Consider the following 25941-nt stretch of genomic DNA (forward strand, 5'->3'; position numbering starts at 1 on the left):
ATCAAGCGCCCGTTCGGACCGCAGTGATCAGATCTGCGGAAATCACTTGACCACCTTGCAGGGTCAGCAGAACAGCATCCTCTCCCACCTGCGCTTCGACGACGCGGTTATAGGCAGCAACCGGTTTCTCGGAAATCAGCCGGTCATTCTTATAGCTTTCCAGCGTCGCGGTGTAGTTGCCAGCGGCCATCGGATCGCCTGAGGAATTCACACCTGCCCAAGCAAACTCCGTCGCTGTTGTGGGAACAGAAACCGTGTCGACGACTGTGCCTTCATGATCACGGATCACCAGTCTGGTTGCGTCCGCGTCAGAATCCGCGTTCGAGAACAGGGTCACCGGCTGGCCGTTGAAATGGAACCCCGATGCAGATCGGACGTCCATTCCGACCCAGCTTGCAAGGTCGTTCAGATTGACACTGCCAAGCGTGCTGGTCAGGGCGGAAAGCAGGTCATTGGTTTGAACCTGTTGTTCAACCATCGAAAACTGCGCAAGTTGCGATGCGTATTCGGTTGAATCCATCGGCTCCAGCGGGTCCTGATTCTGGGCCTGCGCGGTCAGCATCAGCAGAAACGTTTCGAAATCCGAGGTGATCGCAGAACTCCGGGACGGACCGGCAGTTTGCTGAGAGGTGGCAGCCTGTGTGGCGGTGACGGGTGTGATCATTTTTCAATATCTCATATCGATGCCCCTGACCGGAGCAGGAGTTTGTGGTAGCGGCGTGGCTTGCGCGAGGTGTACGTTCTGAACCGGTTCGGATTCCGGTGCGGCCTGAGCGTCGAATTCATCTGTCCACTGATCCCGTGCACCTGAATCCGACGGAGTCCCCAGATCGATGTTCAGGTTCCCATAGCCCAGTTTCTGAAACTCCTCCGTAAGAACGGACAGGTGGCGGCGCAAAAGTTCCATCGTGTCCGGGCGTTCGGTGGCGATTGTCATCTGGAGCCCGTCATCCCGACCGTTCAGCACAATGGATACGCGCCCCAATTCTTCGGGGCTTAGCGAGATTTCCATGATGCCGGTTCCCGGTCGGGTCTGAATCGTTGCCGCCAATTGCCCGGCTATGGCACGGGCAATTTCAGCACGGGCGAACGGAGAGGGCATCGCCGAGTGTTGTGCCACCTCGCGGGGGGCTTGCTGAACGGGTTCGTCTAAGGCGATGGGCACAGAGTCAACCTCATGAACCGGTGCCGCCTGTTCCGCTTCGATTGAGTTGAGGATCAGCTGAAGCTGCGCAACGGGTGTCGCGCGGTTTGGACTTGTCGGATTGGGCGTGGCAGCGACTTCCGCTGTCTCGGGCGCCGTCTTTGCGCTTTCAAGGAGGGGTTCGGCTTTCAACCCGGCTGTCTGGTCCTTTGATCGGGTTGGCTGGCTCAGCACAGGCAAAGCCTCTGAGGGTTTTTGGGCTGGCGTGACCTGGGTAGAAGCGGTGTGAACCTGCTCTTCGATTGGTTGCCCGGGCACAAAGGGTTGAATGTCGGTCTGACGGGGCAAACCCATTGACGCAACGGTTTGTTCCGGTTCTGTCGTACCCGTTGCGGGGATATCCGCTGCGGCAGGAACAAACGGCGCGGGATGCACTGTATCTGCCCCAGGCGTTTCGGATGTCCCGGCCATCTCGGTCTGCGACGAAATGTTGTTTGCCAACTCTGGTGCCCGAGGTGAAATCGCCTCGACAGATGCCTCAGCCGTGTTTGACAGAACGGCCTCAACCTCAATCTCGGCAGTTTCGTCGGTGGTTTCGATAGAAGTGGCCAAAGCCGTGGTGCCGGGGAGAGGATGTGTTTGGTTTCCCTGTTCAAGGATGTCCTCGAAACTGTCCGACCCGGCAGTACGACCCGGATCTTTGGCGGGCGAACTGGGTTTCGCAGTTGCTGTTGGCGCTGCGGCTGCCAGCGTTAGTGGGTTGGGCATTTTGCTCTGGCTCCGTGTGATTGATCAGAACTCTGCCCGCAGGAAGTTACGTTTATTTTAACCGCTTTCACCTTTGATCGAGAAAGTTCGAAGCATTTTCGGAGAAAACCATGCACGTCTCAGCAATTCCCCAGGTGGCTCAAACGCCATTGGCCCAGACACGACTGAAAGACGCGGCCATCGAGTTGGAGGCCGCATTCCTCAGCGAAATGATGAAGTCGGCCGGATTGGGCAAAACGCGCCAGTCTTTTGGAGGAGGAGCCGGTGAAGATCAGTTTTCTTCGTTTCTTGTTCAGCATCAGGCACGCGAACTGGCCCGGGCTGGCGGGGTGGGTTTGTCAGAAATTCTGCTGAAATCACTGATGGAGAAAACCGATGACATCTGAAGTCGACATGGCACTGATCAAATCTCTGGAAGAAGTTTTGGATCTGGAGCGTGCCGCGCTTGTCCAGGGTGATCTGGATCGTCTGACGCATATGGTGCCGGAAAAAGAAAAACTGATCGGCGCGATCAACGACCTTCAGGTGCTTGACAGTGATGCATTGGTTCGAGTGCAGCAGAAAGTCGAACGCAACCAGGCATTGCTGAACAGTGCCGCCGAGGGGATTCGGGCCGTCGCCAGCCGCATGGCTGAACTGCGGCGGGTTCGGCAGGAGTTCAGTACTTACGGCGCTGATGGGCAACGAAGTGAGTTTCCCGTTCGTAACACGCCAAAGCTGGAAAAACGCGCATAGGCCTGGGTTTAATTCAAATCTGAAACTTCTGGTCCGGGCGTTTTAGCACTCCGTTAGGGGATCGGGCTCAAAAGTGATGCTGCACCTGAAAACATCAGGTGGCGCGAACAGCCACGCGGCGCGTCGCACAAGTCAGAAAGACACCAATGCCCGCAGATACAGCGGGGTGAACATGGGCGAAAATGGCCCGAAGGCAAAAGGAAAAGGCAATGTCCAGCATTCTGACAAACAATGGCGCGATGGTTGCGCTGCAAACTCTCAAGTCGGTCAACAAGAACCTGGCAATGACCCAGAACGCGATTTCGACCGGCAAGGACGTCGCGACTGCCAAGGACAACTCGGCGGTTTGGGCGATCTCGAAGGTGATGGAATCCGACGTCAAGGGCTTCAACGCGATCAAAGACAGCCTCGCGCTGGGCGAATCGACTGTTGCGGTTGCGCGAAATGCGTCTGAAACAGTCACCGACCTGTTGACTCAGATGAAAAGCAAGATCGTCGCGGCGCAGGAAGACAACGTTGACCGCGGTAAGATCAATGACGATGTGACCGCACTTAAGGATCAGATCGCATCGGTTGTCAGCGCGGCCCAGTTCAACGGTCTGAACCTTGTCGACGGCTCGACCGGCTCTGCATCGATCCTCGCATCGCTGGATCGGGACAACACCGGGGCGGTGACTGCGTCGTCAATCTCAGTCTCGGGGCAGAACCTGTCGACCGGTGGATATGTCACCAAACAGGTTTTCGACGGCTCTACCGGCGCATCGACCGGCAATGACCGCGTGGGGGCAACCATTGACAATGGTGCAACGGCCGCGACGGCGTTGGTGACCGATGAATCCAGCGGTGCTTTCGCGGCCGGAGATAAGGTTGTCGTCGCCATTAACGATCAGGTTGTTTCCTATACCGTTTCCGCGGAAGACGCTGCCGCGACGACGACCGGTGACCTTGTTGCTGTCGGATTGAAATCGAAGATCGAAGAGCTGGGAATTACCGGTCTGACTGTCGATTACGACTCCGGCACTGCGGGTACGTTGTCGGTTACAAACGGCACAGGATCTGACATCTCGTTCTCGGCTCAGTTCGTGAATGCGGGTGCCGGTGGTTTGGGCGCGCTGGCAGGTATTGATGTGTCGACAGGTGCGGGGGCGACCGCTGCGTTGGCGGCTGTCGAATCGCTTATCGACACGTCGATTGATGCCTCGGCCGCCTTTGGCTCGGCGCAGGGTCGTATCGAGACCCAGAAAGAGTTCATTTCGAATCTCTCTGACTCGTTCAAATCCGGTATCGGTGCGCTGGTCGACGCTGACATGGAAGAAACCTCGGCGCGTTTGCAGGCCCTTCAGGTGCAGCAGCAGCTGGCAACACAGTCGCTTTCGATCGCCAACCAGGCGCCGCAGTCGATCCTGTCGCTGTTCCGCTAATACGCAACGCGGTCCGGGGCGCGGTTTTCGCGCCCCGGTCGTGACTATCTGACGACGGCTTTTTGGAAGGATTTCAAGTGACCCCGCAAACCCTCGCTCAATACACCTATGCGCAAGCCGCCGCGCCGACGCGAACGCCCCGTGACACTGAATATGAGGCAATTTCCAGAATTACACGGCGTCTCAAGGCGGCCACGGCGCGCAAGGCAACGGATTTCTCGGCGTTTGTTCAGGCCGTGCACGAGAACCGCCGGTTATGGGGGGTGTTGGCGACAGGTGTCGCGGATTCGGCAAACGCTTTGCCGAACGATATTCGCGCCAGGATTTTCTACCTTGCCGAGTTTACGGAACTGCACAGCAGCCGCATTTTAACGGACGGCGCGTCCATCGAACCATTGCTTGAAATAAACACAGCGATTTTGCGCGGATTGCGCCAGATGAGGGCAACTTGATGAGCGGGCTGGTTTTGAAACTCGCCCCGAAGGAAAGGGTGCTGATCAATGGTGTTGTGATTGAAAACGGCGACCGCCGCGGCCGGTTTTCGATCATGACGCCGCAGGCCAATGTCCTGCGGTTGCGCGATGCGATACATCCGGATGAAGTAAATACTCCGGTGCGCCGTGTCTGCTATGCCGCGCAACTTGTTCTGTCCGGAGACATGGATCCGGCTCGGGCGCGTCAACACCTGTTGCGCAGCGTAGAAGAGCTAAGCCAGGTTTTTACGGATACAGACAGCCGTCGTGTATTGTCCGAGGCGACAGACGCGCTGGTGGCCGAGCAATACTATAAATGCCTCAAGTCACTTCGCTCGCTTCTTCCGCGCGAAGAACGGTTGATGGCCTATCAGCAATGAGCTTTCAACCTGTCATTCCGACTGGCGGAATCGTCGGCTGGCGGTTTCTGCAACGTACTTATCAAGGTCAGTTTCAAAGTTTCTCGTCTTCGGCAGTGAATGAGAGGGAGACAAGGTATTTCCTGGACAACATCGGGAAAGTGAAGACCGCCGAACAGTTGGTTTCGGACCGCAGATTGTTGCAGGTCGCTTTGGGTGCATTTGGGCTGGAAGGGGATGTGGATAACCGGTTCTTTATCCGGAAAATCCTGGAGGATGGAACACGGGCGGATGACGCTTTGTCCAATCGTTTGGCGGATAAACGGTACCGGGAATTTTCAGATGCTTTCGGGTTTGGGCCAGGGGCTGTTCGAAAAACGGTGCTGGTAACCAATATGGAAAAGATAGCTCAGGCCAATCTGTCTGCGCGGTTTGAGATTGCGGTCGGACAGTCGGATGAAACGATGCTCATTTCGCTCTATGCCCAGCGCGAGCTGTCTGACCTGGCGAAAAGTGGAAACAGTACAGACACGAAATGGTTCGATCTAATGGGATTGCCACCACTGCGCAAAATGATGGAAACGGCGCTTGGGCTGCCGCAGTCATTCGCCCAACTGGATATCGACAAACAATTGGTCGAGTTTAAAAGTCGGCTTTTCCGCCTTACCGGATCGGATGATCTGGCACAGTTTTCGGACCAGAAGGCAGTTGAGAAACTGACTGACGCCTATCTGGCCAGAAGTCAAATCGCGGGCCTTCAGAGTACGATATCGCCAGTGCAGACCGCTTTGATCTTGCTTGGGACTGTGTGATCAGAAGACGCAGGGCAAAAGCCTGGGTCGCAATCTAGTATCCGACGTCTCTCGTTCGACCTGCATAAAGCAAAAGTTAACTGTTCAAAATCTCGTCGGCTGTGGTGTGCAAAGCGTAGCATACAACGGGTCGAGACACGTTGTGCAGGTTGACCGCGCCTAACGGTATAGCGTTAGAACAGGCAGGCTCGATATCTTCGGAAACGACTATGCGATGCCCTTCGGTTTTCCCATATTCGCCCAAGCGCGCAGCAATGTTAGCTGCTTGTCCAATAACCGTAAAATCAAGACGTTCACGAGAGCCCACATTGCCATATGTGACACGCCCATAAGCCACGCCAATCGAACAGTCGCAATGTATGTCGGTACCTGCTTTGCGCAACTCTCCCAACGTTTCGACGATTTTGATTGCCGAGCGCTGGGCATTGGCACGGGCCGCGCTGGCGTTTTCATCGGCTGCCGGGAATACCGCCAAAACAGCGTCACCAATAAATTTCAGAACTTCGCCTTCATTTTCGTGAACAATACCCGAGACGGTTTCAAAGAACTCGTTCAAAACACTGATATATGCGCCCCGCCCCAGTTTCTCTTCTAGGCTTGTCGAGTTGCGGAGGTCACAGAACATGATTGCAGCGTCGATTTCATCCCCGTCACCGCGCCGGATCTCGCCCCCCAATACGCGTGCGCCAGAGCGTTTTCCAACATATGTTTCCAGCAAAACCTGCGCATTCTCGCGTTGCATGAACACTTCGTAAAAGCGGGCGATCACCGAGGAGCATTCGAACACAAGGCCCAGATTCTCGGTGGTGAACCCGTTGGGATGGTCACATGTTAGGGTCAGAACGTTCGTTCGCCCGTCAGAGAAGGGCAACGGCATCGCGACATAGTCGGTGGCACCTTTGGCCCGCAACTCCTCCATGATCGGGAAGCTGTTTTGCGGGTTTTCGTGGTTCAGTCTTTGCCGTACGCCGCCCAAACCGTTCGAGACATGGCGCAACGGGCTGTTGATGAAAGCCGGGTGATCATAGATTTCGTAGGTCGGGGCGCGGGTCAGTATCTCGTCCTGACCCTTTTCCCAGATATAGTGTTTGCCCGCGATCAGAGGATGCAAGGACCAGGCCAGAATGCTCAGCCGCTGGATGGCGATGCCGTGCTCCAGCATCTTTTCGGCCAATGCCTTGGTAAAGCTTTCGGGCGTGGTCGCGGCGGAAGCACCGCGCATCAGCCAGTCGATCAGTGGTCCGCTGATATTGCCGTCGTCAGGCTCGCGCAGGCGATTGTTGCCCAGGTCAATCCGGGTGTAGGCGCCGGACACAAACCCGATACAGCCCCGGATGTCCGCGCTTTCCGGCAGGGCTTGTTCATAAGCCCAGACGGAATTGGTCAGGGGCCCCGAGGCCAGTTGGATGTCGTGGTAAGTGGCGGTGCCTTTGAACGGGCAGAATGTTTGCAGGTCTGTTTCTTCGCTCAGATCCACACATACATCTGCGCGGGGAACGTAAATCGTTGGCGGCAAACGCGTTTCATACATCACCTTTGCGTTTGTGCTTTCAGCCAGAAGAATGTCGTTCCGGTAAATGGCAATCCTGCCTTCCAGCGGCTCAACTGAGATTCCATATCCATTCATCTGTGGCGCGGCGTGGACGTTCATAAGCGACCTCCTCTGCCTGGGGTTTGTTTAGAATGGGGCTTTCCACCTGACATTCCAAGAGGCTGCAACGGGAATTTACCGGGCGCGAGCGACGCGCCAAAACGTCAGACCATTTGAATGACGTCCTTCTCGATCGACAGCATATACCCCTTCTTGGCAATATTCTTGACCAGCAGTTCGCTGACCATCTGGTTGCCAAGCGCGTCGCGCAACCGCTTGATCCGTGTTGCGCCCGCGGCTTCGTCACAATCGGCGGCATCGCGACCGGAAATCATGGCCTCGATCTGGGCGCCGGACAATACCTCGTCATCCAACCGGGATTCCGCCAGAATCGACAAGGTTTCCATCGCGGCGGGCGTCAGTTTGAAATCCATGTTGTTAAGGTAGACAGTGTTTTCTTCGCGACTGATCAGCAGCGACGTTACCTGAATGCCGGTACGTTCGATCTGTGCCATGCGCCGGTTCAACAAGACCAGCATCACCAAAAAGACCAGTGCCGAGATCATCATCGCACTGGCAAAAACCAGCAGCACATAGATTACCATCCGGTAACTGGACAGGGTGTCAGCAAAGGCGGTGCCAGACTGGGCCAGAATTTCAAGCAGGCGAATCTCGGTCTGTGACGTCAGATCGGCCTCGACAAACAGCCGCTCGACACGTGCGTTGAACGCATTTGCGTCCGGCAAGGTCCAGAACAGGAAAACGGCAGCGGTGATCAGAATGACGACAATGGCCGCGATGCCCAGCACAACCAGACGGACACCCGACCGGCGTGCATCAGAAACGGAGATAGAATTGTCCGGCATTGCCTTTCCTCTGATCCAACCCTTCCGGCCCGAAAACGGACTGCACTTCAAGCAAGGTCCAACCTGACGCGTTCAGGCGCTGGGCGATATCTGCCCGGGCCTGCCCCTTGTCGCAACTTGTGACCTGCATGACGCCGTAATGCAAACGCAGCGGGTTGTCCTTCTTGGCTTTGTAGTCCGCATAACAATCTGCCGCTGTCGCAGCAGAACCAAGCGATAACAGGGCCGCAAAGGTCAGAGAAGAGAGGATCTGTTTCATAGGCCGCATCCTGCGCATGAGTTGCCGCGATATTCAATAACCCAAGGGGTTTGCTGCCCCTGATATCCGATAACACCGGGCCGTTATTGCTTGTCTTGGGCAGGTGCCCCCACTTTCAGGGCAATCAGCACGCGGTCCGTCATACGGTCGCACGAACATCCGAAAGGACAGGCAACATGCATAAGAAATTCATCGCTTTGATCATTGCGACCGCGGTTGCGATTACCGGTGTGTCGGCTTCTCAGGCGAAGGCGGCCGACGCAAAGGACATTCTTGGGGGGCTGGCGGCCATCGCTATTATCGGTGCCGGCGTTCATTACTATAACAAGGAAAAGAAAAAGGATCGGGCGACGCGTCAACAGACCTATACCCATACACCACATGTGACGCAGCCGGTGCGTCCGTTGCCGCCGCATGTGGCGCGTTACGACCTGCCCCAGCGCTGCCTGCGCTCCTATGATGGGTATTCGCAGGACCATCCGCTGCTTGGGCCGAAATGCCTCGAGAAACATTACAAACATGCCAATAGCCTGCCGCAAGAGTGCAAGGTCGGTTTCTGGAATGGCAAAAAGGTCAGGCGGGCCTATGAACCTGCATGCCTGCGCCAGAAGGGATACCGCGTCGTTTATCAGTAGTTCGGGTTGAGCAGGAACGGCGCCAAAGAAGTGCCGTGAGAGAGAGGGTGGTGTGCGCCGCCCTCTCTTTTCTTCTTGCGGTGCTACGCGAAACGCGGTTTGCCAAGGGCATGACAATGCCAAACTTCGAACTTGAGCAGGCGCTGCTGGACATGGGCCACATCCGTATCGCAGGTGTGGATGAGGTCGGGCGCGGCCCATTGGCCGGGCCGGTTGTGGCTGCCGCCGTGATTCTGAACCCGCAGCACTTTCCTGATGGCCTGAATGACTCAAAAAAGCTGACCGCAAAACGCCGGGCCGTGCTGGACGCCGAGATTCGGGACACTGCTGAGTTCGCGGTGGCCGAAGCTTCTGTCGCCGAAATTGATGAGGTCAATATTCTGAGGGCGTCGCACTTGGCGATGATGCGCGCGGTGGAGGCGTTGACCTCGGCACCTGATTTTGTGCTGATTGATGGCAACCTGATACCGCAGGGTCTGAGAATTCCGTCACAGGCCGTTGTGAAGGGCGATGCACGATCGGTGTCGATCGCGGCTGCTTCGATCCTGGCGAAAAACTGGCGCGATCAGGTGATGGTGGATTTAGCGCAACAGCATCCGGGTTATGGGTGGGAAACCAACGCAGGCTATCCGTCAAAACAACACAAGGAAGCGCTGCGAAATCTTGGCGTGACCCCACACCATAGGCGTTCGTTCAAACCGGTGCACAATATCTTGTATCAAGAGTAAATCGTAAGCTGCTGATTCAAAAAAGAATTTGACGGCGAATCGACTTTGACTCATCCTTGTCTCAACCAAATGAGCGCAAAAGCGCCGTGGACACTTGAGGCAGTGATATGACAACAACCACCAAAAAGGGCGCAAGAGCGCTCCCTTTAAACACGATTCTATCCGGGGACTGCATCGATGTGATGAACAGTCTGCCCGAGGCGTCAGTGGATCTGATTTTTGCGGACCCGCCGTATAACCTGCAATTGAAAGGTCAGTTGCATCGTCCGGATAATTCCCAGGTCGATGCGGTGGATGATCACTGGGATCAGTTCGCAAGCTTCGGGGCGTATGACCAGTTTACACGCGAATGGCTGAAGGCGGCGCATCGTCTGCTGAAACCCAATGGTGCGATCTGGGTGATCGGGTCTTATCACAACATTTTCCGCGTGGGGTCAGCGCTGCAGGACGCCGGATACTGGATTCTGAACGACGTTGTGTGGCGTAAGTCGAACCCGATGCCGAATTTCCGCGGCAAACGGTTCACCAATGCGCATGAGACGATGATCTGGGCGTCCAAGCGCGAAGGCGCGAAATACACCTTCAACTATGAGGCGCTGAAAGCCCTGAACGAGGGTGTGCAAATGCGCAGCGACTGGGTGCTGCCGATCTGCACCGGGCATGAGCGGCTCAAGGATGAAAACGGCGACAAGGCGCATCCGACGCAAAAACCGGAATCGCTGTTGCACCGCGTGCTGGTCGGCTCGACCAACCCTGGCGATGTGGTGCTGGATCCGTTCTTTGGCACCGGCACCACCGGGGCCGTCGCCAAGATGCTGGGGCGCGAGTTCATTGGTATCGAGCGAGAGGAAAGCTATCGCAAGGTGGCTGAAAAACGCATCGCCAAGGTCCGCAAGTTTGATCGCGAAGCTCTGGAAGTCAGTGCCAGCAAACGTGCCGAGCCACGCGTGCCATTCGGCCAACTGGTCGAACGCGGGATGTTGCGCCCGGGTGAAGAGCTTTATTCCATGAACCAGCGCCACAAGGCAAAGGTGCGTGCGGATGGAACGCTGGTAGGTGACAATGTCAAAGGGTCAATCCATCAGGTCGGCGCGCATTTGGAAAACGCCCCGTCCTGCAACGGCTGGACATACTGGTGCTTCAAACGGGACGGCAAGACCGTACCGATTGACATCTTGCGGCAACAGATCCGCGCAGAGATGCACAACTGAATTCACGAACACCGCCGGTGCCTGTGGCCTGACACATGGCACTATGCCTTGCCCCGCCGATCAACCGGCGGGGTCTTTTGTTTTGCCTTCAACAGTGATTGCATAAGGCTGCCTAGCCTCCGCAAGAAAGACCACGGCCATGACCGAGACGACCGCACAGCCCCGCCGAAGCCTGTTTTTCACCCAGCCCGATGCGTTTGATCTGGACAACAAATATACCGAGGCCGCGTTGGAACGGCACAAGCGCGAGGGTCTGGAATTGGCTGTGCGTGCGCGATGGGTGGCGATGGCGCTGACTGCGGTGCTGCTGGTTTTTCTGAACCCGCAATGGGAGGTGCTTTGGTATCACTTCATTCTGCTGCTGATCTGCGGCAACGGGTGGTTGATCCGCCGTGCAGGTCGTGTCGGGCAATCGCGGGGCGAGTTGTTTTTGATTTTCGTCGACCTGCTGATCATGACACTTGGGATGATCGTACCCAATCCCTTCAGCGATGATGTCAGGCCATTGGCCATGCAATACCGGTTCGACAACTTTCAGTACTTCTTCATCATTCTGGCGGCAGGCACATTGGCCTATTCCTGGCGGACCGTGATCGCCATCGGGACCTGGACGGCGATGATGTGGACGATCGGGTGGATCGTTGCCTGGTGGGTCGCAACGCCCATTCCCGGGATCAGCGAAAAAGTTGCGACTGCTTTGCAAGGCTACCCGGATGTTGCCGAGCTTCTGGATCCGAACAGTTTCATGGCGCCTCAGCGCATCCAGCAGGTGATCGTTTTCATGATGGTGGCCGTGACTTTGGGCCTTTCGATGCAGCGGCTGAACCGGCTATTGATGAGCAATGCAGGGCTGGAACGGGAACGGGCCAACCTGTCACGCTATTTCTCGCCCAACGTGGTGGAGGAGCTGAGCCAGAATGACGAGCCGCTGAAACAGGTCCGAAAAGAGAATGTGGCCGTTCTGTTCATCGACATCGTCGGGTTTACAAAATACGCCGCCGGGCGCGACCCCTATGACGTAATCGAAGTGCTGCGGGGCTTTCACGCCCGCATGGAAACCGAAGTTTTTCGCCACCACGGAACCCTGGACAAGTATTTGGGGGATGGCCTGATGGCGACCTTTGGCACCCCGGTGCCCACACCGCTGGACGCAAGCAATGCGCTGGGATGCGCACGCGCGATGGTCAGCGTGATTGATCGATGGAATCTGGACCGCCGCCGGGTGGGAGAGCCTGAAATCCATGTCGGGATCGGGGTGCACTATGGCTCGGTCGTGCTGGGAGACATTGGCGCGAACCGGCTTGAATTTGCTGTCATCGGGAATGCCGTCAATGTCGCGGCCAAGTTCGAGGCGCTGACGCGTGATTTGCAGGCGCGTATCGTGGTCAGCGATGCCGTGCGCGCGCGGATCGCAGAGGAAAACCAGTCTGCGTCTGTCGCCATGACTGGCTTTACAGAGCTTACCGATCAATCTGTGCGCGGCGTGGAAACACCGATGGATATCTGGGTGATGAAAGGCTGAAGACCTTACACCTCGCCAGAACAGTACCCAAAGCGCCGGGCCTGATGCGCCCGCCCGGCGCGCATCGTTTACGCATCAGGTACCGGGTTCAGGGCCTTGTTATAGGCGTGCCAATCGGTGATCTCGGGGTAGTACTGGCGCCGCCATTCCCTGACCCGCGGGTTCATAACCCGTCGCCACAGCGGTGGGATCATCGCAGCCACAGTCATGACGGGATAGCCATAGGGCAGTTGCGGTGCCGTTTCGGGCGTGTGGTGTTGAAGCAGCGGGAACCGGCGGTTTGGCTTGTAGTGGTGATCCGAATGGCGCTGAAGATTGATCAGCAACCAGTTTGAAGCCTTTTGCGAGGCGTTCCAGGAATGCCGGGGCAGGACGTGCTCATACCGCCCGTCGCCCAGATATTTCCGGGTCAACCCGTAATGTTCAACGTAGTTGACCAGTTCCAGCTGCCAGATCGCGACCCCGGCCTGCAAGAGAAAAAGGGCCAGACCGGACCATCCTCCGATCAGGGCCGCCAGTGCCAGCATCCCCCCTTGCAACGCCCAATACCGCCAGAACGGGTTGGAGCGGTCGGTCCAGGGGCGGTCCTTGCGGGCCAGTTTTCCGCGCTCGGCGTTGAAGGCCGAGATCAGACTTTGCCGCAACACCCTAGGGTAAAAGCGGTGAAACCCTTCGTTGTATCGCGCCGTCACCGGATCGCGTGGCGTTCCCACATGACGGTGATGGACCAGCAGATGCTCGGACCGGAAATGAGAATAGAGCACCATGGCAAGAAGGATATCGCCCAGCCAGCGTTCCCAACGGCTTTTCTGATGCATCAGCTCGTGGCTGTAATTGATACCGACCGTACCCGTGATAACACCCATGCCAAAGAACAGGCCGATTTTCTCAGGCGTCGAAAGCTGACTGCCGTGGCTCGCGTACCAGATCAGGCCAAACAGGGTAAGGAACTGAAGGGGTGCCCAAAGCTTGGTCAGCAGGATATACCGTTGCAGAGCATCGTCTGGCGTCTCAGGGTCCGCATTTCCCACGTTGAGCCCGGTGATCCGGTCCAGCACGGCAAAGACCCACCAGGTCGAGATCGGGATCAGCAGAACCCACCATCCGCCCGCGAAAGCAGTGAACCAGATCAGTGGGATCAACAGAAGGGACACCCAGAAGGGTGATGCCGGTTGCCAGCGTGCCAACGAGACTGTTGCGCTCATCTCTGGTGCTCCTACTAGATGGGGACAGCCTAGCCGCGAGGCCAGGGAATGCACAGCGGTGTTATTGCCCTTTCCACAGATCATAGGCTTTGCGCATCACCGTGGGCAGGTCGCTGGGTTTGAAGCTGTGCTTTCCCACTGCGATCAGATGATCGGGAACATCTTGACCGGTGGTTTCTGCGGTCCAGATTCTTAAAATCAGATGAAAATGCGTAAAAGTGTGGCGCACCTCGCCCGGCACCATCTTCCAATCTGCCGCAAGCGGGGGGTGCTCGACCGGATCGTCAGCCCATTCCGATCCGGGCCAGCCCAGCATTCCGCCCAGCAAACCTTTGTCCGGTCGGCGCTCCAGCAGCAAGGCCCCATCTGGCATGCGCGCGATGTAAACGTGACCGTGACGGGTGGGTTTGGGCTTTTTCGGTCTTTTTCGGGGAAGATCAGCCTGTGTTCCCGCAAGCTGCGCTTGGCATGGATCGCGCAGCGGGCAGATGCCACATGCCGGGGATTTCGGCGTGCAGATCGTGGCCCCCAGATCCATGACTGCCTGTGCGTAGTCACCGGGCCGAGAAGAGGGTGTCAGCGCTGAAGCTTTTTCCTTCAGCAGGGGTTTCGAGCCGGGCAGCGGCGCATCAATGTCGTAAAATCGGGCCATGACGCGTTCGACATTGCCATCCAGAACTGTTTCAGGCTGATCAAAGGCAATGGCCGAGATTGCCGCAGCTGTATAAGGGCCGATTCCGGGTAACTTCAGCAGCGCATCATAAGTTTCGGGGAACTGACCATTGTGATCCCGCGTCACAACGCGGGCGCACTTCAAAAGGTTTCGCGCACGTGCGTAATACCCAAGGCCGGCCCATTCCCCCATGACCTGCTCATCCGGCGCGGCGGCCAACGCCTGAACCGTAGGCCAACGTGTCACGAAGCGCAGAAAGTAATCCCGCACCGCTGCTACAGTCGTCTGTTGCAACATCACTTCGGATAACCAGATCCGATAAGGGTCAGGGCGCACCCCGGCGGCGCGCTCTGCCGGTCCTGTGCGCCATGGCATGGCGCGAGCGTTGTGGTCATACCACTCCAGAAGCGCAGCGCTGACGGTGAATTCAAAGGAATCACGCAAGTTTTATTCGTCTCCCTGTCAGGTTTCGCTGGCACCCGGTGTTCTGCCTATTACAATAGCGGTGCAGGAGTTGGAAACCAGATGCAACGCAGACGTTCGTCAACCCGCGGGTTCAAGCGCACCGCGTCTTTGCTGAATGACCAGATCAGGCGCGCCGGGGAAAGCCGGGGCTTTGCTGTGTCACGTCTGTTGACCCATTGGGCCGAGATCGTGGGTCAGGATACCGCCGCTATCGCGCGCCCAGTCAGTGTCGGCTATGGCAAAGGTGGTTTCGGCGCGACCCTGACCGTTCTGACCACAGGTCCGCAGGCCCCGATGCTGGAAATGCAGAAGGAACAGCTGCGTGGTAAAGTGAACGCGGTTTACGGTTACAATGCCATTAGCCGTGTCCGCATTACTCAGACCGCTCCGACCGGATTTGCCGAGGGGCAGGCCAGTTTCGACCATAAACCGAAGCAAGCAAAACCCGAGATTGCACCTGAAATTGCTGCCGAGGCAGACAAAGTGTCACGCAGTGTAAATGATGAAGAATTGCGCGCGGCCCTTGAACGTCTTGGGCGCAACGTTTTATCCAAACAGAAACGCTGAGAAAGGGCTGAGAATGAGCCGTATTGCAACCGTAATCTGTGCGGCCGTCGCCGTGGCCGCAGGCGGCTATTGGGTGTCGCTGTCAAATTCCAACACAAGTTTTCCGCTGGTCAGCGCCGCCGAGGCGCAAGAGGCGGACCTGGATACATCTACCATCATTGACATGGTTCAGGGCGCCGAGGGCGCGCCTGTCGAAATCATCGAATACGCATCCTACACCTGCCCGCATTGCGCGAATTTCCACAAGAGCGCGTATAAACAGCTCAAGAAGGATTTCATTGATACTGGTAAGGTCAAGTTCACCTATCGTGAGGTCTATTTTGATCGCTATGGTCTGTGGGCATCAATGGTGGCCCGCTGCGCCGGTCCCGAGAAATTCTTTGGCATCACCGATCTGATCTATGAAGGTCAGTCAGAATGGACGCGCGCAGGAGGTCCGGCCGAGATCGTCGATGAACTGCGCAAGATCGGTCGTCTGGCAGGTATCGATGGCGACCAGCTTGAGGCCTGTTTGCAGGATGGCACCAAGGCGCGGACATTGGCCGCGTGGTATCAGGAAAACGCTGAACGCGATGGAATTCAGGCAACCCCGTCCTTCATCGTGAACGGCAAGAAAGTCGACAATCAGTCCTACGCGGATTTCAAAAAGCTGATCGAAGCAGAGCTCGGCAGCTGACTCGACCCCAGCTGGCCCCGCCGGGGGCCAGCCTGAGTTACTTTGGTGAAGGGGCGGCTTTCAAAAGCATGTCCCTGACCCTGTCGGCATCTGAAATTTGAAGCCGAACCGGCAAAGTGATCACCTTGCTTCGGAAAGCGGGGGGCAGGCGAACGGCGTCTTTTTCGGTGGTGACCATCTGAGCGTCCAGCAAACGCGCCTCGTTTTCCAGTCGGGTCATCAGGGCTTGTGTCAACGGCTGGTGATCGTCCAACGCCTCGGCCCGTACCAGATCCACACCCAGCCGTCGCAGGGTTTGGAAGAACTTTTCGGGATAGCCGATGCCTGCGAACGCCAACGCACGCGTTTCTGACCAATCCATACCGGTTTGCAGGGGTTCGACTGCCCCGGTGACATGAGGAACGGTCAACCGGCCTTTCCAGTTGTTGGCAAATACCTTTTGTGCCGCCTCTTCCCCCAAGGACAGTACAAGATCGGCCCGTTGCAGGCCGGTATCGACGGGCTCTCGCAGTGGACCGGCTGGCAGGCATAAGCCGTTTCCAAATCCGCGCTGGGCGTCCACAACGATAATCGAGAAATCCTTGGCGACCGAAGGGTTCTGAAAGCCATCATCCAGAACGATCACTGTTGCCCCCGCTGCGGCCGCTGCACGCGCGCCCGCCGCCCGATCCTTGGCAACCCAGACCTCGGCAAACATCGCCAGCAACAGCGGCTCGTCCCCCACCTCGGCAGCGGAGTGCCTGCCCGGATCGACCTGCACCGGGCCTTCCAGTGACCCGCCATGTCCTCGTGTCACGACATGGGGCTTGTGCCAGGCATTACCCAGTTGTTCGAGGGTCCAGATCACGGTGGGCGTTTTCCCGGTTCCTCCTGCATTCAGATTGCCGATGCAGATCACGGGCACACCGGGATTTTCCCCTGATTTCGAGGCAATCCTGCGGGCCGTCGCCGCAGCATAAAGGCGGCCCAGCGGGGCCAGAAGCCGCGCCCTCAGATCCGGCTGGTCCGGAGGACTGTTCCAGAAATCAGGTGCCCGCATGATCTGCGCTCCGCCGGTCCAGAATATCCTGCACCATTTCGATGAGGGTGTCTGCCTGCGGCGCACCTTCGGTGATTATCTGCCATCCAGCCAAAGCCATGTCAGCGGCGCGGTCTGGTGCCAGTAGCTGTACGACGGCATCGCCCAACTCGGTTGCTGACTTGACCTCATTGGCTGCCCCTGCCTGTTGAAGGTGGGCGTAAAGCTCGTGATGGCGATGCACGAATGGTCCAGAAATTATGGCGGACCCCAGCGCGATTGCGTCGGACGGGTCCTGACCACCTGCGCCGCGTTCCAGTGAACTGGCCATGAACGTCACTGCCGACACCCGGTGCCACAACCCCAGATTTTCGGGGTCGGCAGTCAGAACGACCTGCGTGCTGTCTTCGATCAAGCCACCATCGTCCCAGTTGACACAGCGTAAATCCATCGTCTCCAGCCGCCGTTTTAGGGGGGCAGCCTCGTGAACGTCGGCGACGTGAAGTACCAGAACCAGCCGGTGCAACAGGCGCAATGCCTGACGATGTGCTGTCAGAACCGAAATGAACTCTTTGTCCTGCACCCAGGCAGCCAGCCAAACAGGTCGCCCTGCCAGCGTGTGGTTGGTTTCGATCAGCTCGTCTTCTGGCCAAGGTCTTGGATTTGGGCTGATGCGCAAAGGTGGCGATTCTTCGACTGTTGAAAACGGGATGCCAAGTCTCCGGATGTGCCGGGCGGTTTCAGAATTTGCAGTCAGTATCTTGCGAAAGCAGCTAAAGGTCACTCTGGTTATGTCTGGCAGCCAGCGCGCGTTCCGGGACAGTGCAACGGTAAATTGGGCGTCGAACAACACCAAGGGTACGGCCTGTTCATCAGCTCGGGTTAGGATGTTGGGCATGAGATCACCACCGACCCAAATCCCGATACCTGGGCGCCAGTATTCGATAAAGTCACGCGCGGCCCCGCTCTGTTCCTGAGGCAGGTTGATCAGGGGAAAACTGCATTCTGGCCAGGCAGACAGATCCGCGTCCGGCGGGGCGGTCAGTAGAAAGTGCAGCTCGGATCGGGACTGAAGCAACCGGCGGCAAAAATCACTCACCGCCCGCAGGCGGTCTGGCGTGGCGACGTGCATCCACACGACCTCGCCTTCGGGGCGTGGCAGGTCGGTTTTTACACCAACGCCATTCCGCATTCTCCAGGACAGCACCCGATAAGCGGCAAGGCTTAATGAGCGCGGTTTGCTCATGCGCCGATTCCGGGCCCGATCGGGTCCAGCTGAGCCCATAGTTGCGCGTGGATCGCGGTGCTGGCGGCGACTACGCCATTCAGCCTGGGGTGGGCATTGTTGAATATCAGCGGTTGACCCAAACGGTCTGAACAGACGCCGCCTGCCTCTCGGATGATCAGATCGCCAGCGGCAATATCCCATTCCCAGCTGGGGCGAAGGGTCAGCATGGCATCGAACCGCCCCTGTGCGACCAGCGCCATGCGATAGGCAAGCGAGGGTCGATATGCGCGGTGGAAGGCTGGAACATTCTGATTGCGCCAGTGCTGTGTGTCCAGATTTGGTTTGGCGGCCAGAACCTGCGATTGCAATAGCTCAGGCGTTTTCGATGTCGTGATCTTTTGCCCGTTGAGAGTGGCGCCCTGACCCTGCGCCGCAGCATAAAGCAAGTCGCGCATCGGCAGGTAGATTACAGCGGCAGTCACAATGCCATCCACGGCAACAGCCAGCGAATGCGCCCAGGTGCGCGCGCCTTCGGTAAAGCTGCGGGTGCCGTCAATCGGATCGACGATAAAGGCGTTGCTGCGGTTCAACCGCTCGGGCGAATCCTCGGATTCCTCGCTGAGCCAGCCATAGCCCGGCCGCGCAGCGCACAGCTTTTGTTCCAGCATCGCGTTGACGGCCAGATCGGCCTCGGTCACCGGACCGGCGCCACCAGGTTTGTCCCAACGCTGTGCTTGCGTTCCGGAATAGCGTGTAGCGATCTTGCCGGCCTCAATCGCGGCCTCAATCAGAAGGGGCAGATCAGTTGCCGGCAAGTGTCATTCCTTCGATCAACAGCGACGGGACCACGCGCGACAAATATCTGCGCGCGTCATTGGCGGGAATGATCCGCCGCAACATATCACGCAGATTACCTGCGATGGTGCATTCGTTGACAGGATGTGTGATCACACCGTTTTCGACCCAAAACCCTGATGCACCACGGGAATAGTCGCCTGTATTGGGGTTGATCGTCGATCCGATCATGGACGTGACCAGCAAACCGGTTCCCATATCGCGCAGCAGATCTTCGCGACTGCGGGTCCCTTGCGTCAGGCTCAGGTTCCAGTTGCTGGGCGAGGGTGGGCCGGACACACCGCGCGCAGCGTTGCCCGTGGAGCCCATGCCCAGCTTGCGGCCACTCGACAGATCCAGCGTCCACCCCGTCAGGACACCGTTTTCCACAATCACCCGGCGCTGCGTCGGCAAGCCTTCAGCATCAAATGGGCGCGAGCCTGAGATGCGCGGGCGGTGCGGATCTTCGATCAGCGACAGATGCGCGGGCAGAACATCCTGCCCAAGACAATCCTTGAGCCAAGACGCGCCCCGCGCAATAGCGGCCCCATTGCTGGCGGCCAGCAGATGCCCGATCAGCGAAGACGAGATACGTTCATCAAACAACACCGGGAAACTGCCGGTCGCCGGTTTGCGCGCTCCAACCTGTTGCACAGCGCGTTCCCCAGCGGTGCGCCCAATCTCAGCCGCGTCGCGCAGGTCGGATTGAAACGTCCGGCTGTCACCGTCATAGTCGCGCTCCATCCCGGTGCCTTCACCCGAGATCGCAACGCATGAGATGGATCGGCTGCTGCGCTCATACCCACCGGAAAACCCGTTTGTAGCCGCCAGATGCACCCGGTGCGTTCCGTAGCTTGCAGCAGCATCCGACACCTGCGTGACGCCTTTTACCGCCAGTGCTGCGGCCTCGGCGGCCAGCGCATCCTGCATCAGGCTTTCCGCGGACGGGGCCGGGGCAGTGTCCAGCAATTCCAGTGACTGAATATCCCAGTCACTGGCCAGTTGGCTTTTGTCCGCCAGCCCGGAATAGGGGTCCTCGGGCGCCTCTTTTGCCATGGCCACGGCGCGTTCGGCCATCGCCGAAAGGGTTTCCGGGCGGCTGTCAGAGCTGGACACAATGGCTGAGTGTTTACCCAGAAACACGCGCAAACCCAGATCGGCGCCTTCAGAGCGTTCCGCATGTTCCAGTGCGCCGCCCCGCACATCGACCGAGACCGAGGACCCTTCGAGAACGATGGCATCTGCTGCCTCTGCGCCTGCCCGGCGAGCAACATCGAGCAATTGTTGGCTGATTTCTTCTGGCGTGCGGGTCATGAGGTCTCCGGGTTGATTGCCAAGGACCTAGCCTCGCACTGCCCGCCCCGCAAGACCTATGACCGGATTGGGCTGTGTGGATCGTGATTAATCCATGCCGCTACCAAGTTTTGCACAAGGTTCACAGGAATGGAAAGGGCCGCACTGCGCGGCCCTTTCAGATAGGTATCACTTGATACGCTGGCCATTCGCCAAAATCTGGCCGTCTTCGGTGAATTCGATGGTCGAGTTCAGGGTGTCAGGCTCATCGCCGGGGACCGCCATCAGACCCATCATCATCCGCGCGCCCAGCGCATCGTCATCCGAAATGAGGCCCATGCCGATCAGCGTATCGATCAGCTGATTGGCGCCAACAAGTTTCAGGTTCGCCACGCCGCTTGGGCTGGGCATTCCCCCAAACTCTTCTGTGTTCGAATTGTCGAAGGCGAAATCGCCATCACCTGTCAGTTTGGCACCAACCAACGAAACCAGAAGCTGGCTGATTTTCAGCGAATGCAGCTCGCCCGGAGCTTCGTCCGACTCAACGTCGATTTCTGGATCGAAGATGTTCATCAGAACTTTTGCCGTGCCGGTCGTGTCCAGCGCAATTGTCGCCGGATCGCGGGGCAGCGCGCCTGCCGGGTCAAAAATGCCCCACAGGACATCAGACATGGTGAAATCGGTCATGTTGAGGCCAAAGGCGAAGGGCTGTATTTCGTCCGATTGCTGGATCGGGAATTCGAAATTCAACCCTGCGCTGGCCATGGACAACTCGATCGGGAATGGCAGGTCTGCTGTTGTAACCGCCAGTTTGGTGCTGTTCTGCGCGATGTCATAGGCGATACGCTCGGCGTCGATGCTGGCGGCAAAGCGTCCACCCTCCGAGGTGCTGTTCATCGAGAACGCCTGGCCTTCGCTGGTCCCGCTCAGATCGGTGCTGCCGGATGCATAGGTAAACGTGCCATCAAAGGCGAAACCCGCTTGGTAAAACGCCTGCGGATCAGACATGTCAAAATCCAGCGGGATCACGTTTTCGCCTTCAAAGGCCAGTTGGCCCAGTTGGCCATTGATCAGCCCGCTTTCACCACTTTCCGGATCCTGAAAGTTCAGGTCATAGGTCAGTGTATCGCTGTTGAATGTCTGGGTGATGTTTCGGTGTTCGCCGATTTGCATCCGCGACCGACCGGCCAGATCACCTGCCTCGACCGCGATGCTGAAAACCTCGTTCGGCAGCGGTTCGCCATCGACTTCAATCGAATCCAGTGAAATGCCCAGTTTGTCAGCAGTGTAGTCATAGGTCATGTCTTCGGGTGTACCCGAAACAACCATGTTCAGTTGGCTGTGCGAATAAATCACTTTGGCTGCAAACTCTTCATCATCGGCTTTTCCCGTGACATCCATGGGAAAGCTTTCGGGCAGTCCGATGGTAACGGTTCCGTCACCATTTTCGGTCAGCGTCATTTCAGGCATGACCATCTGGAACTGCCCGTCTTCTTCCGGAAAGGTCAAAGAAAGTGTCATGTTCGAAATAGTGGTGACGTCACCGGTGATGCTTTCGTCACCTGTAACGGTGTAGCCCATTGATGTGAAATAGCTTTGCCAGTCGGACCAGACATCATTTGCAGTAAGGTCGGCGAACGCGCCCTGGGTCGCGACGGCATAAGCCAGAACAGCACCGCAGCTGCGGTGGAGGAAAACGGACATAAGGTAACCCTTCTTGATCAATTTGCGGCGCATGGTCGGGGTTGTGGCACCTATCGTCAAGGGGGCAAGGGCTGGACCATTTCCCCGTTTCCGCGTTACGGCTGTTGCCGGGATCGATAACAATGCGTGAGGAGAGGCGAATGCAGGGGAAAACAGTTCTGATAACCGGGGCCAGCCGTGGCATCGGGGCCGAAGCGGGGCGCGTTTTTGCCGCAGCCGGGGCCAATGTCGCATTAGTGGCCCGCAGCCGAAATCAGATTGATGCCTTGGCCGCTGAACTGGGTGATCAGGCCATCGCGCTGGCCTGCGATGTCAGCGATTTCGCGCAGGTCGAGCAGGCTGTGGCCACATGTGTGGATCGGTTCGGCGGGCTGGATGTTCTGATTGGCAATGCCGGTGTGATCGATCCGATCTTTCATCTTTCCAACGCCGATCCTGAGGCCTGGAGCAAAGCCATCGACATCAACCTCAAAGGCGTTTTCTACGGGATGCGTGCGGCATTGCCGGTGATGCGGGCCGCCGGGGGCGGAAGCATTCTGACCGTCTCGTCCGGCGCGGCGTCCAACCCGGTTGAGGCGTGGAGCCATTATTGCGCGTCAAAGGCCGGGGCAAAAATGCTGACGGAATGCCTGCATCTGGAAGAAGCCCAGCACGGCATTCGCGCAATGGGGCTGTCGCCGGGGACGGTTGCCACGGATATGCAGCGGTCCATCAAGGCAAGCGGCATCAATCCGGTCAGTCAACTGGATTGGGAAGCGCATATTCCTGCAGATTGGCCAGCACGTGCCCTGTTGTGGATGTGTTCCAAGGGCGCGGACGAATACTTGGGAACGGAAATCTCGCTGCGCCTGGAAGACATCCGAAAAAGGGTCGGGTTGATATGATCGACCTGACGAAACAGGATGGCCTGTGGGTCGTTACGATCAACAATCCCGAAAAGGCAAACGCCCTGACCGGAGCGATGCTGAATGAACTGGCCGGGATTGCCGAGGCCGCAACCAGCGCGCGGGCGCTGATCCTGACGGGCGCGGGCAAAGTGTTCAGCGCCGGGGCCGATCTGGACGAGGCGCGCGCCGGTCTGGCCACCTCTGACGTCTGGGAAAGACTGTCCGGTGCCATCGCCGCATTGCCCTGTCTGACTATTGCGGCATTGAACGGTACTCTGGCTGGCGGGGCCAATGGCATGGCTTTGGCCTGTGACCTTCGCATTGCGGTGCCAACAGCCAAGTTCTTTTATCCGGTGATGAAGCTGGGGTTCCTGCCGCAACCGTCCGATCCGAAACGGCTGGCGGCTTTGGTGGGCCCGGCCAGAACCAAATTGATCCTGATGGCAGGTCAGAAGATCACCGCGCAAGAGGCGTATGACTTTGGTCTGGTTGACCGGATCGTCGAGCCCGATCATCTGATGCAAACCGCGCGTGACTTTGTGGCAGACAGCGTGAACGCTGACCCCGTTGTCGCCAGGGATATCGCAAGGATGTGTTCATGAGGATTTCGGCCGTTCGGTTGCGGGTCGCTGACCCGGAAGGACTGGCCCTATTCTATCGCGACGTTCTGGGTATGCGGGTTGACCGGCAGGGGTCAGGTTGCCGCGTCGGCTACAACTCGGAAGATGCGGACCTTCTGCTGTTGCCGGGTGGTGGGGGATACACCCATGACCGGGGCCAAAGATATTGGAAGATCGGAATTACCGTTCCTGATGTCGATCTTGCGGCAGCGCATCTGCGCGCGCTGGGTACTGCGGTAAGCACGCCGAGCCAGTTTTTGGATATCGGGTATATGTGCCATCTGGCTGATCCCGAAGGGTTTGTCGTCGAATTGCTGCAACATGATTTCGAAGGTAACAAACCGGTGCAGGTTGCAGATCCGGATGCTCCGTTTGCGCAGGCCCGGATCGGTCAGATAACCCTTCGAACCGGTGATATTGCGGGTGAGGACGCGTTTTGGCGCGCGCAAGGTATGTCCTTGCTGTCGATGCAGGAGGTGGCCCCCCATGGCTTTGATCTGCATTTCTACGCCTTTACCGACGAAACCCCTCCAAACCCCGATTTGTGGGCCGTCGAGAATCGCGAATGGTTGTGGAAGCGACCGTATACGACATTGGAGTTCCAGCATCTTGCGGGTGCGCAGTTTGCGCCCGTACCGGATTACCAGGGAATAGAAGTCGAGGGGTTGGCCGCACCTTTGAAAGACGCCTTTGGCGATCCGGTCCTGCCTGGCTGATCACCTGTTGCGTCGCTTGCCCGGAACTTTCGACCGAAATCCGGGTGGGCGTTTACGCACCCAGATCAGGAATTTCTCAAGCCTGGGATGCGCGCGCAAGGCTGCGACCGTGTTGTAACTGCGCGCCAGTTCGGCCTCGGTCAGAGTGGCATGCACTTCTTTGTGGCAAATCTGGTGCAGAAGGACGGTGGGTCCGCCCTTGCCTCCTTTGAGTTTTGGGATCAGATGATGCAGGCTGCCACCCCCGCTGGGGATTGGGCGGTCGCAGAGCGGGCAGATCGGATCGTTGTTCGCCATGATGGTTTGAAACTTGCGTCGATGGACGGCGAAGGCAAGAGGGTGCGAATGGCGCAGGCAGTCGTGATCGGAGCAGGCCCCGCAGGGTTGATGGCGGCCGAGCAACTGGCCGAGGCCGGGCATTCCGTGCTGGTTGCCGAAGCCAAGCCTTCGGTTGCGCGCAAATTTCTGATGGCAGGTAAATCGGGGCTGAACCTGACAAAGGACGAACCGCCTGAGACACTGATGCGGTCGTATGCCAATGCGGCGGACTGGTTGCGCCCGATGATCACCGCCTTTGATGCGCAAGCCGTGCAGCACTGGGCGCGTGGATTGGGCCAGACATTATTCACGGGCTCCACCGGGCGGGTTTTTCCCGAGACCATGAAGGCGTCGCCCTTGTTGCGCGCATGGCTTGCGCGACTGGACGCAGCCGGGGTTGAGATCAAAACCCGTTGGCGATGGAAAGGTTGGGAAGCTGATGCGCTGGTATTTGAGACCCCGGACGGGCCGCAAAACCTGATTGCTTCTGTAACCGTTCTGGCACTGGGCGGGGCAAGCTGGGCCCGCCTTGGGTCGGATGGTCAGTGGGCGCAAATCTTGTCCAGCAGGGGCGTGGAACTGGCACGGTTCGAACCTGCGAATTCAGCCCTGTCGGTGGACTGGAGCCCTCATATGCAGCCACATTTCGGGGCGGCGCTGAAATCGGTTCGGTGGATGGCCGGTGACCAGGATAGCCGCGGCGAGGCCGCAATCTCGGCAACCGGGCTGGAGGGAGGCGGGCTTTACACCCTCACCCCTGCTTTGCGCAATGGGCAGCCACTTTATGTCGATCTGGCACCTGATCTGGACCTGCAATCCTTGCGGGCGAGATGGTCGTCCAGAAAGTCGAAAACCACGTTTTCGCAATGGATGAGAAAATCGTTGAACCTGTCACCGCAGAAGATTGCCGTGTTTCACGAGATGGCAAAACGCAGTCAGTTGCCGCTGCCCGGCGAAGTGGAGGTTCTCAAGAAACTGCCAATCCTGCACGCGGGGCTGCGACCGATGGATGAGGCCATTTCGACGGCAGGCGGCGTGAAACGATCCGCGTTGGATGACGGGTTGATGCTGAAAACCATTCCGGGTGTATTCTGCGCAGGTGAGATGCTGGATTGGGAAGCGCCAACCGGGGGCTATCTTTTGACGGCCTGTCTTGCCACGGGTCGCTGGGCCGGTCGGGCCGCTGCCGATAGGCTGGATCAGGTCAGATAAC

Annotated in this window: 29 protein-coding genes; 16 read left to right on the forward strand and 13 right to left on the reverse strand. The window is 57.9% G+C overall.

The annotated features are described in order from the left end of the window. Position 1: 1 nt before the first annotated feature. Both ACR0J7_RS13995 and ACR0J7_RS14000 read right to left on the reverse strand, forming a co-directional pair. Entirely contained in the window at positions 2-664 is a 663-nt protein-coding gene (locus tag ACR0J7_RS13995; protein WP_480506444.1) for a flagellar hook capping FlgD N-terminal domain-containing protein, read from the reverse strand. A 3-nt stretch (positions 665-667) separates the two neighbouring features. Further along, a complete protein-coding gene (locus ACR0J7_RS14000; protein WP_480774112.1) occupies positions 668-1912 on the reverse strand; it encodes a flagellar hook-length control protein FliK in 1245 nt (414 codons plus the stop codon). 110 nt (positions 1913-2022) lie between these two features. On the opposite strand from ACR0J7_RS14000, the gene ACR0J7_RS14005 reads away from it, so the two are divergent. From ACR0J7_RS14005 to ACR0J7_RS14030, 6 genes are all read left to right on the forward strand, one after another. Then, a complete protein-coding gene (locus ACR0J7_RS14005) occupies positions 2023-2298 on the forward strand; it encodes a rod-binding protein (protein WP_267366596.1) in 276 nt (91 codons plus the stop codon). After that, entirely contained in the window at positions 2288-2647 is a 360-nt protein-coding gene (locus ACR0J7_RS14010) for a flagellar biosynthesis protein FlgN (RefSeq protein ID WP_209505010.1), read from the forward strand. Before ACR0J7_RS14005 ends, ACR0J7_RS14010 begins: the two co-directional genes overlap by 11 nt. Positions 2648-2856: 209 nt before the next feature. Next, on the forward strand, positions 2857-4068 hold the full coding sequence (locus tag ACR0J7_RS14015) for a flagellin N-terminal helical domain-containing protein (protein WP_209505009.1): 1212 nt from the start codon (positions 2857-2859) through the stop codon (positions 4066-4068). Positions 4069-4145: 77 nt separating this feature from the next. Further along, a complete protein-coding gene (gene flaF, locus ACR0J7_RS14020; protein WP_480900475.1) occupies positions 4146-4520 on the forward strand; it encodes a flagellar biosynthesis regulator FlaF in 375 nt (124 codons plus the stop codon). After that, the gene (gene flbT, locus ACR0J7_RS14025) at positions 4520-4921 is read left to right on the forward strand and encodes a flagellar biosynthesis repressor FlbT (RefSeq protein WP_267366588.1); all 402 of its coding nucleotides are present in this window, start codon (positions 4520-4522) and stop codon (positions 4919-4921) included. The genes flaF and flbT overlap by 1 nt, the downstream gene beginning before the upstream one ends. A 140-nt stretch (positions 4922-5061) precedes the next feature. Next, the gene (locus ACR0J7_RS14030; RefSeq protein ID WP_480914641.1) at positions 5062-5712 is read left to right on the forward strand and encodes a DUF1217 domain-containing protein; all 651 of its coding nucleotides are present in this window, start codon (positions 5062-5064) and stop codon (positions 5710-5712) included. 76 nt (positions 5713-5788) lie between these two features. Here ACR0J7_RS14030 and ACR0J7_RS14035 read toward each other — a convergent pair whose 3' ends face one another. From ACR0J7_RS14035 to ACR0J7_RS14045, 3 genes are all read right to left on the reverse strand, one after another. Further along, positions 5789-7363 carry a DUF427 domain-containing protein gene (locus ACR0J7_RS14035; protein WP_480914642.1) on the reverse strand — a complete coding sequence of 525 codons (1575 nt, stop codon included), beginning with the start codon at positions 7361-7363 and terminating at the stop codon, positions 5789-5791. Between the two features lie 104 nt (positions 7364-7467). Then, positions 7468-8169, reverse strand: coding sequence for a winged helix-turn-helix domain-containing protein (locus ACR0J7_RS14040; RefSeq protein WP_267365085.1), 702 nt, complete (start codon positions 8167-8169; stop codon positions 7468-7470). Continuing rightward, a complete protein-coding gene (locus ACR0J7_RS14045) occupies positions 8141-8428 on the reverse strand; it encodes a hypothetical protein (RefSeq protein WP_480774108.1) in 288 nt (95 codons plus the stop codon). The genes ACR0J7_RS14040 and ACR0J7_RS14045 overlap by 29 nt, the downstream gene beginning before the upstream one ends. A 176-nt stretch (positions 8429-8604) precedes the next feature. On the opposite strand from ACR0J7_RS14045, the gene ACR0J7_RS14050 reads away from it, so the two are divergent. The 4 genes from ACR0J7_RS14050 (at position 8605) to ACR0J7_RS14065 (ending at position 12524) form a co-directional block, all read left to right on the forward strand. Then, the gene (locus ACR0J7_RS14050) at positions 8605-9063 is read left to right on the forward strand and encodes a hypothetical protein (RefSeq protein WP_480914645.1); all 459 of its coding nucleotides are present in this window, start codon (positions 8605-8607) and stop codon (positions 9061-9063) included. 110 nt (positions 9064-9173) lie between these two features. Continuing rightward, positions 9174-9791, forward strand: coding sequence for a ribonuclease HII (locus ACR0J7_RS14055; protein WP_480900471.1), 618 nt, complete (start codon positions 9174-9176; stop codon positions 9789-9791). A 107-nt stretch (positions 9792-9898) separates the two neighbouring features. Beyond that, positions 9899-11002, forward strand: coding sequence for a DNA methyltransferase (locus tag ACR0J7_RS14060; protein WP_480484129.1), 1104 nt, complete (start codon positions 9899-9901; stop codon positions 11000-11002). Between the two features lie 139 nt (positions 11003-11141). Further along, complete coding sequence (locus ACR0J7_RS14065; protein WP_480871137.1) at positions 11142-12524, forward strand: adenylate/guanylate cyclase domain-containing protein; 1383 nt, start codon at positions 11142-11144, stop codon at positions 12522-12524. A 68-nt stretch (positions 12525-12592) separates the two neighbouring features. On the opposite strand, the gene ACR0J7_RS14070 is transcribed toward ACR0J7_RS14065, so the two are convergent. Both ACR0J7_RS14070 and mutY read right to left on the reverse strand, forming a co-directional pair. Then, positions 12593-13729, reverse strand: a complete 1137-nt coding sequence (locus tag ACR0J7_RS14070; RefSeq protein ID WP_480871135.1) for an alkane 1-monooxygenase — start codon at positions 13727-13729, stop codon at positions 12593-12595. 61 nt (positions 13730-13790) lie between these two features. Beyond that, positions 13791-14846 (reverse strand): A/G-specific adenine glycosylase, encoded by a 1056-nt coding sequence (gene mutY / locus ACR0J7_RS14075; protein WP_480871133.1) that lies wholly within the window; start codon positions 14844-14846, stop codon positions 13791-13793. A gap of 81 nt (positions 14847-14927) precedes the next feature. On the opposite strand from mutY, the gene ACR0J7_RS14080 reads away from it, so the two are divergent. Together ACR0J7_RS14080 and ACR0J7_RS14085 are read left to right on the forward strand one after the other, a co-directional pair. Beyond that, positions 14928-15434, forward strand: a complete 507-nt coding sequence (locus tag ACR0J7_RS14080; protein WP_480539642.1) for a DUF721 domain-containing protein — start codon at positions 14928-14930, stop codon at positions 15432-15434. Between the two features lie 13 nt (positions 15435-15447). Further along, entirely contained in the window at positions 15448-16110 is a 663-nt protein-coding gene (locus ACR0J7_RS14085; RefSeq protein WP_480506435.1) for a DsbA family protein, read from the forward strand. Between the two features lie 37 nt (positions 16111-16147). Here the strand turns inward: ACR0J7_RS14085 and lpxK are convergent, their stop codons facing one another. The 5 genes from lpxK to ACR0J7_RS14110 all read right to left on the reverse strand — a co-directional run bounded on the left by lpxK (position 16148) and on the right by ACR0J7_RS14110 (position 22220). Next, positions 16148-17149 carry a tetraacyldisaccharide 4'-kinase gene (lpxK, locus tag ACR0J7_RS14090; RefSeq protein ID WP_480506434.1) on the reverse strand — a complete coding sequence of 334 codons (1002 nt, stop codon included), beginning with the start codon at positions 17147-17149 and terminating at the stop codon, positions 16148-16150. Beyond that, on the reverse strand, positions 17136-18374 hold the full coding sequence (locus tag ACR0J7_RS14095) for a 3-deoxy-D-manno-octulosonic acid transferase (RefSeq protein WP_480914647.1): 1239 nt from the start codon (positions 18372-18374) through the stop codon (positions 17136-17138). The genes lpxK and ACR0J7_RS14095 overlap by 14 nt, the downstream gene beginning before the upstream one ends. After that, the gene (locus ACR0J7_RS14100) at positions 18371-19171 is read right to left on the reverse strand and encodes an inositol monophosphatase family protein (protein WP_480914649.1); all 801 of its coding nucleotides are present in this window, start codon (positions 19169-19171) and stop codon (positions 18371-18373) included. The genes ACR0J7_RS14095 and ACR0J7_RS14100 overlap by 4 nt, the downstream gene beginning before the upstream one ends. Then, entirely contained in the window at positions 19158-20504 is a 1347-nt protein-coding gene (locus ACR0J7_RS14105; protein ID WP_480900463.1) for a TldD/PmbA family protein, read from the reverse strand. Before ACR0J7_RS14105 ends, ACR0J7_RS14100 begins: the two co-directional genes overlap by 14 nt. Positions 20505-20672: 168 nt before the next feature. Further along, positions 20673-22220: a DUF2125 domain-containing protein gene (locus ACR0J7_RS14110; protein ID WP_480914651.1), complete on the reverse strand. Its 1548-nt coding sequence runs from the start codon at positions 22218-22220 to the stop codon at positions 20673-20675. Between the two features lie 107 nt (positions 22221-22327). Here ACR0J7_RS14110 and ACR0J7_RS14115 point away from each other — a divergent pair, with 107 nt between their 5' ends. Genes ACR0J7_RS14115 through ACR0J7_RS14125 form a run of 3 tightly spaced genes read left to right on the forward strand, consistent with a single transcriptional unit; the run spans position 22328 to position 24410 of the window. Continuing rightward, positions 22328-23071, forward strand: coding sequence for an SDR family oxidoreductase (locus ACR0J7_RS14115; protein ID WP_480914653.1), 744 nt, complete (start codon positions 22328-22330; stop codon positions 23069-23071). Next, positions 23068-23676: an enoyl-CoA hydratase/isomerase family protein gene (locus tag ACR0J7_RS14120; protein ID WP_480914655.1), complete on the forward strand. Its 609-nt coding sequence runs from the start codon at positions 23068-23070 to the stop codon at positions 23674-23676. The genes ACR0J7_RS14115 and ACR0J7_RS14120 overlap by 4 nt, the downstream gene beginning before the upstream one ends. Then, a complete protein-coding gene (locus tag ACR0J7_RS14125) occupies positions 23673-24410 on the forward strand; it encodes a VOC family protein (protein WP_480833092.1) in 738 nt (245 codons plus the stop codon). Before ACR0J7_RS14120 ends, ACR0J7_RS14125 begins: the two co-directional genes overlap by 4 nt. Here ACR0J7_RS14125 and ACR0J7_RS14130 read toward each other — a convergent pair whose 3' ends face one another. After that, positions 24411-24707: an HNH endonuclease gene (locus ACR0J7_RS14130; RefSeq protein WP_209599595.1), complete on the reverse strand. Its 297-nt coding sequence runs from the start codon at positions 24705-24707 to the stop codon at positions 24411-24413. Positions 24708-24755: 48 nt separating this feature from the next. Here ACR0J7_RS14130 and ACR0J7_RS14135 point away from each other — a divergent pair, with 48 nt between their 5' ends. After that, the gene (locus tag ACR0J7_RS14135; RefSeq protein ID WP_480539623.1) at positions 24756-25940 is read left to right on the forward strand and encodes a TIGR03862 family flavoprotein; all 1185 of its coding nucleotides are present in this window, start codon (positions 24756-24758) and stop codon (positions 25938-25940) included. The last annotated feature ends 1 nt before the right edge of the window (position 25941 follow it).

Source organism: Ruegeria sp. O4, from assembly GCF_056535125.1.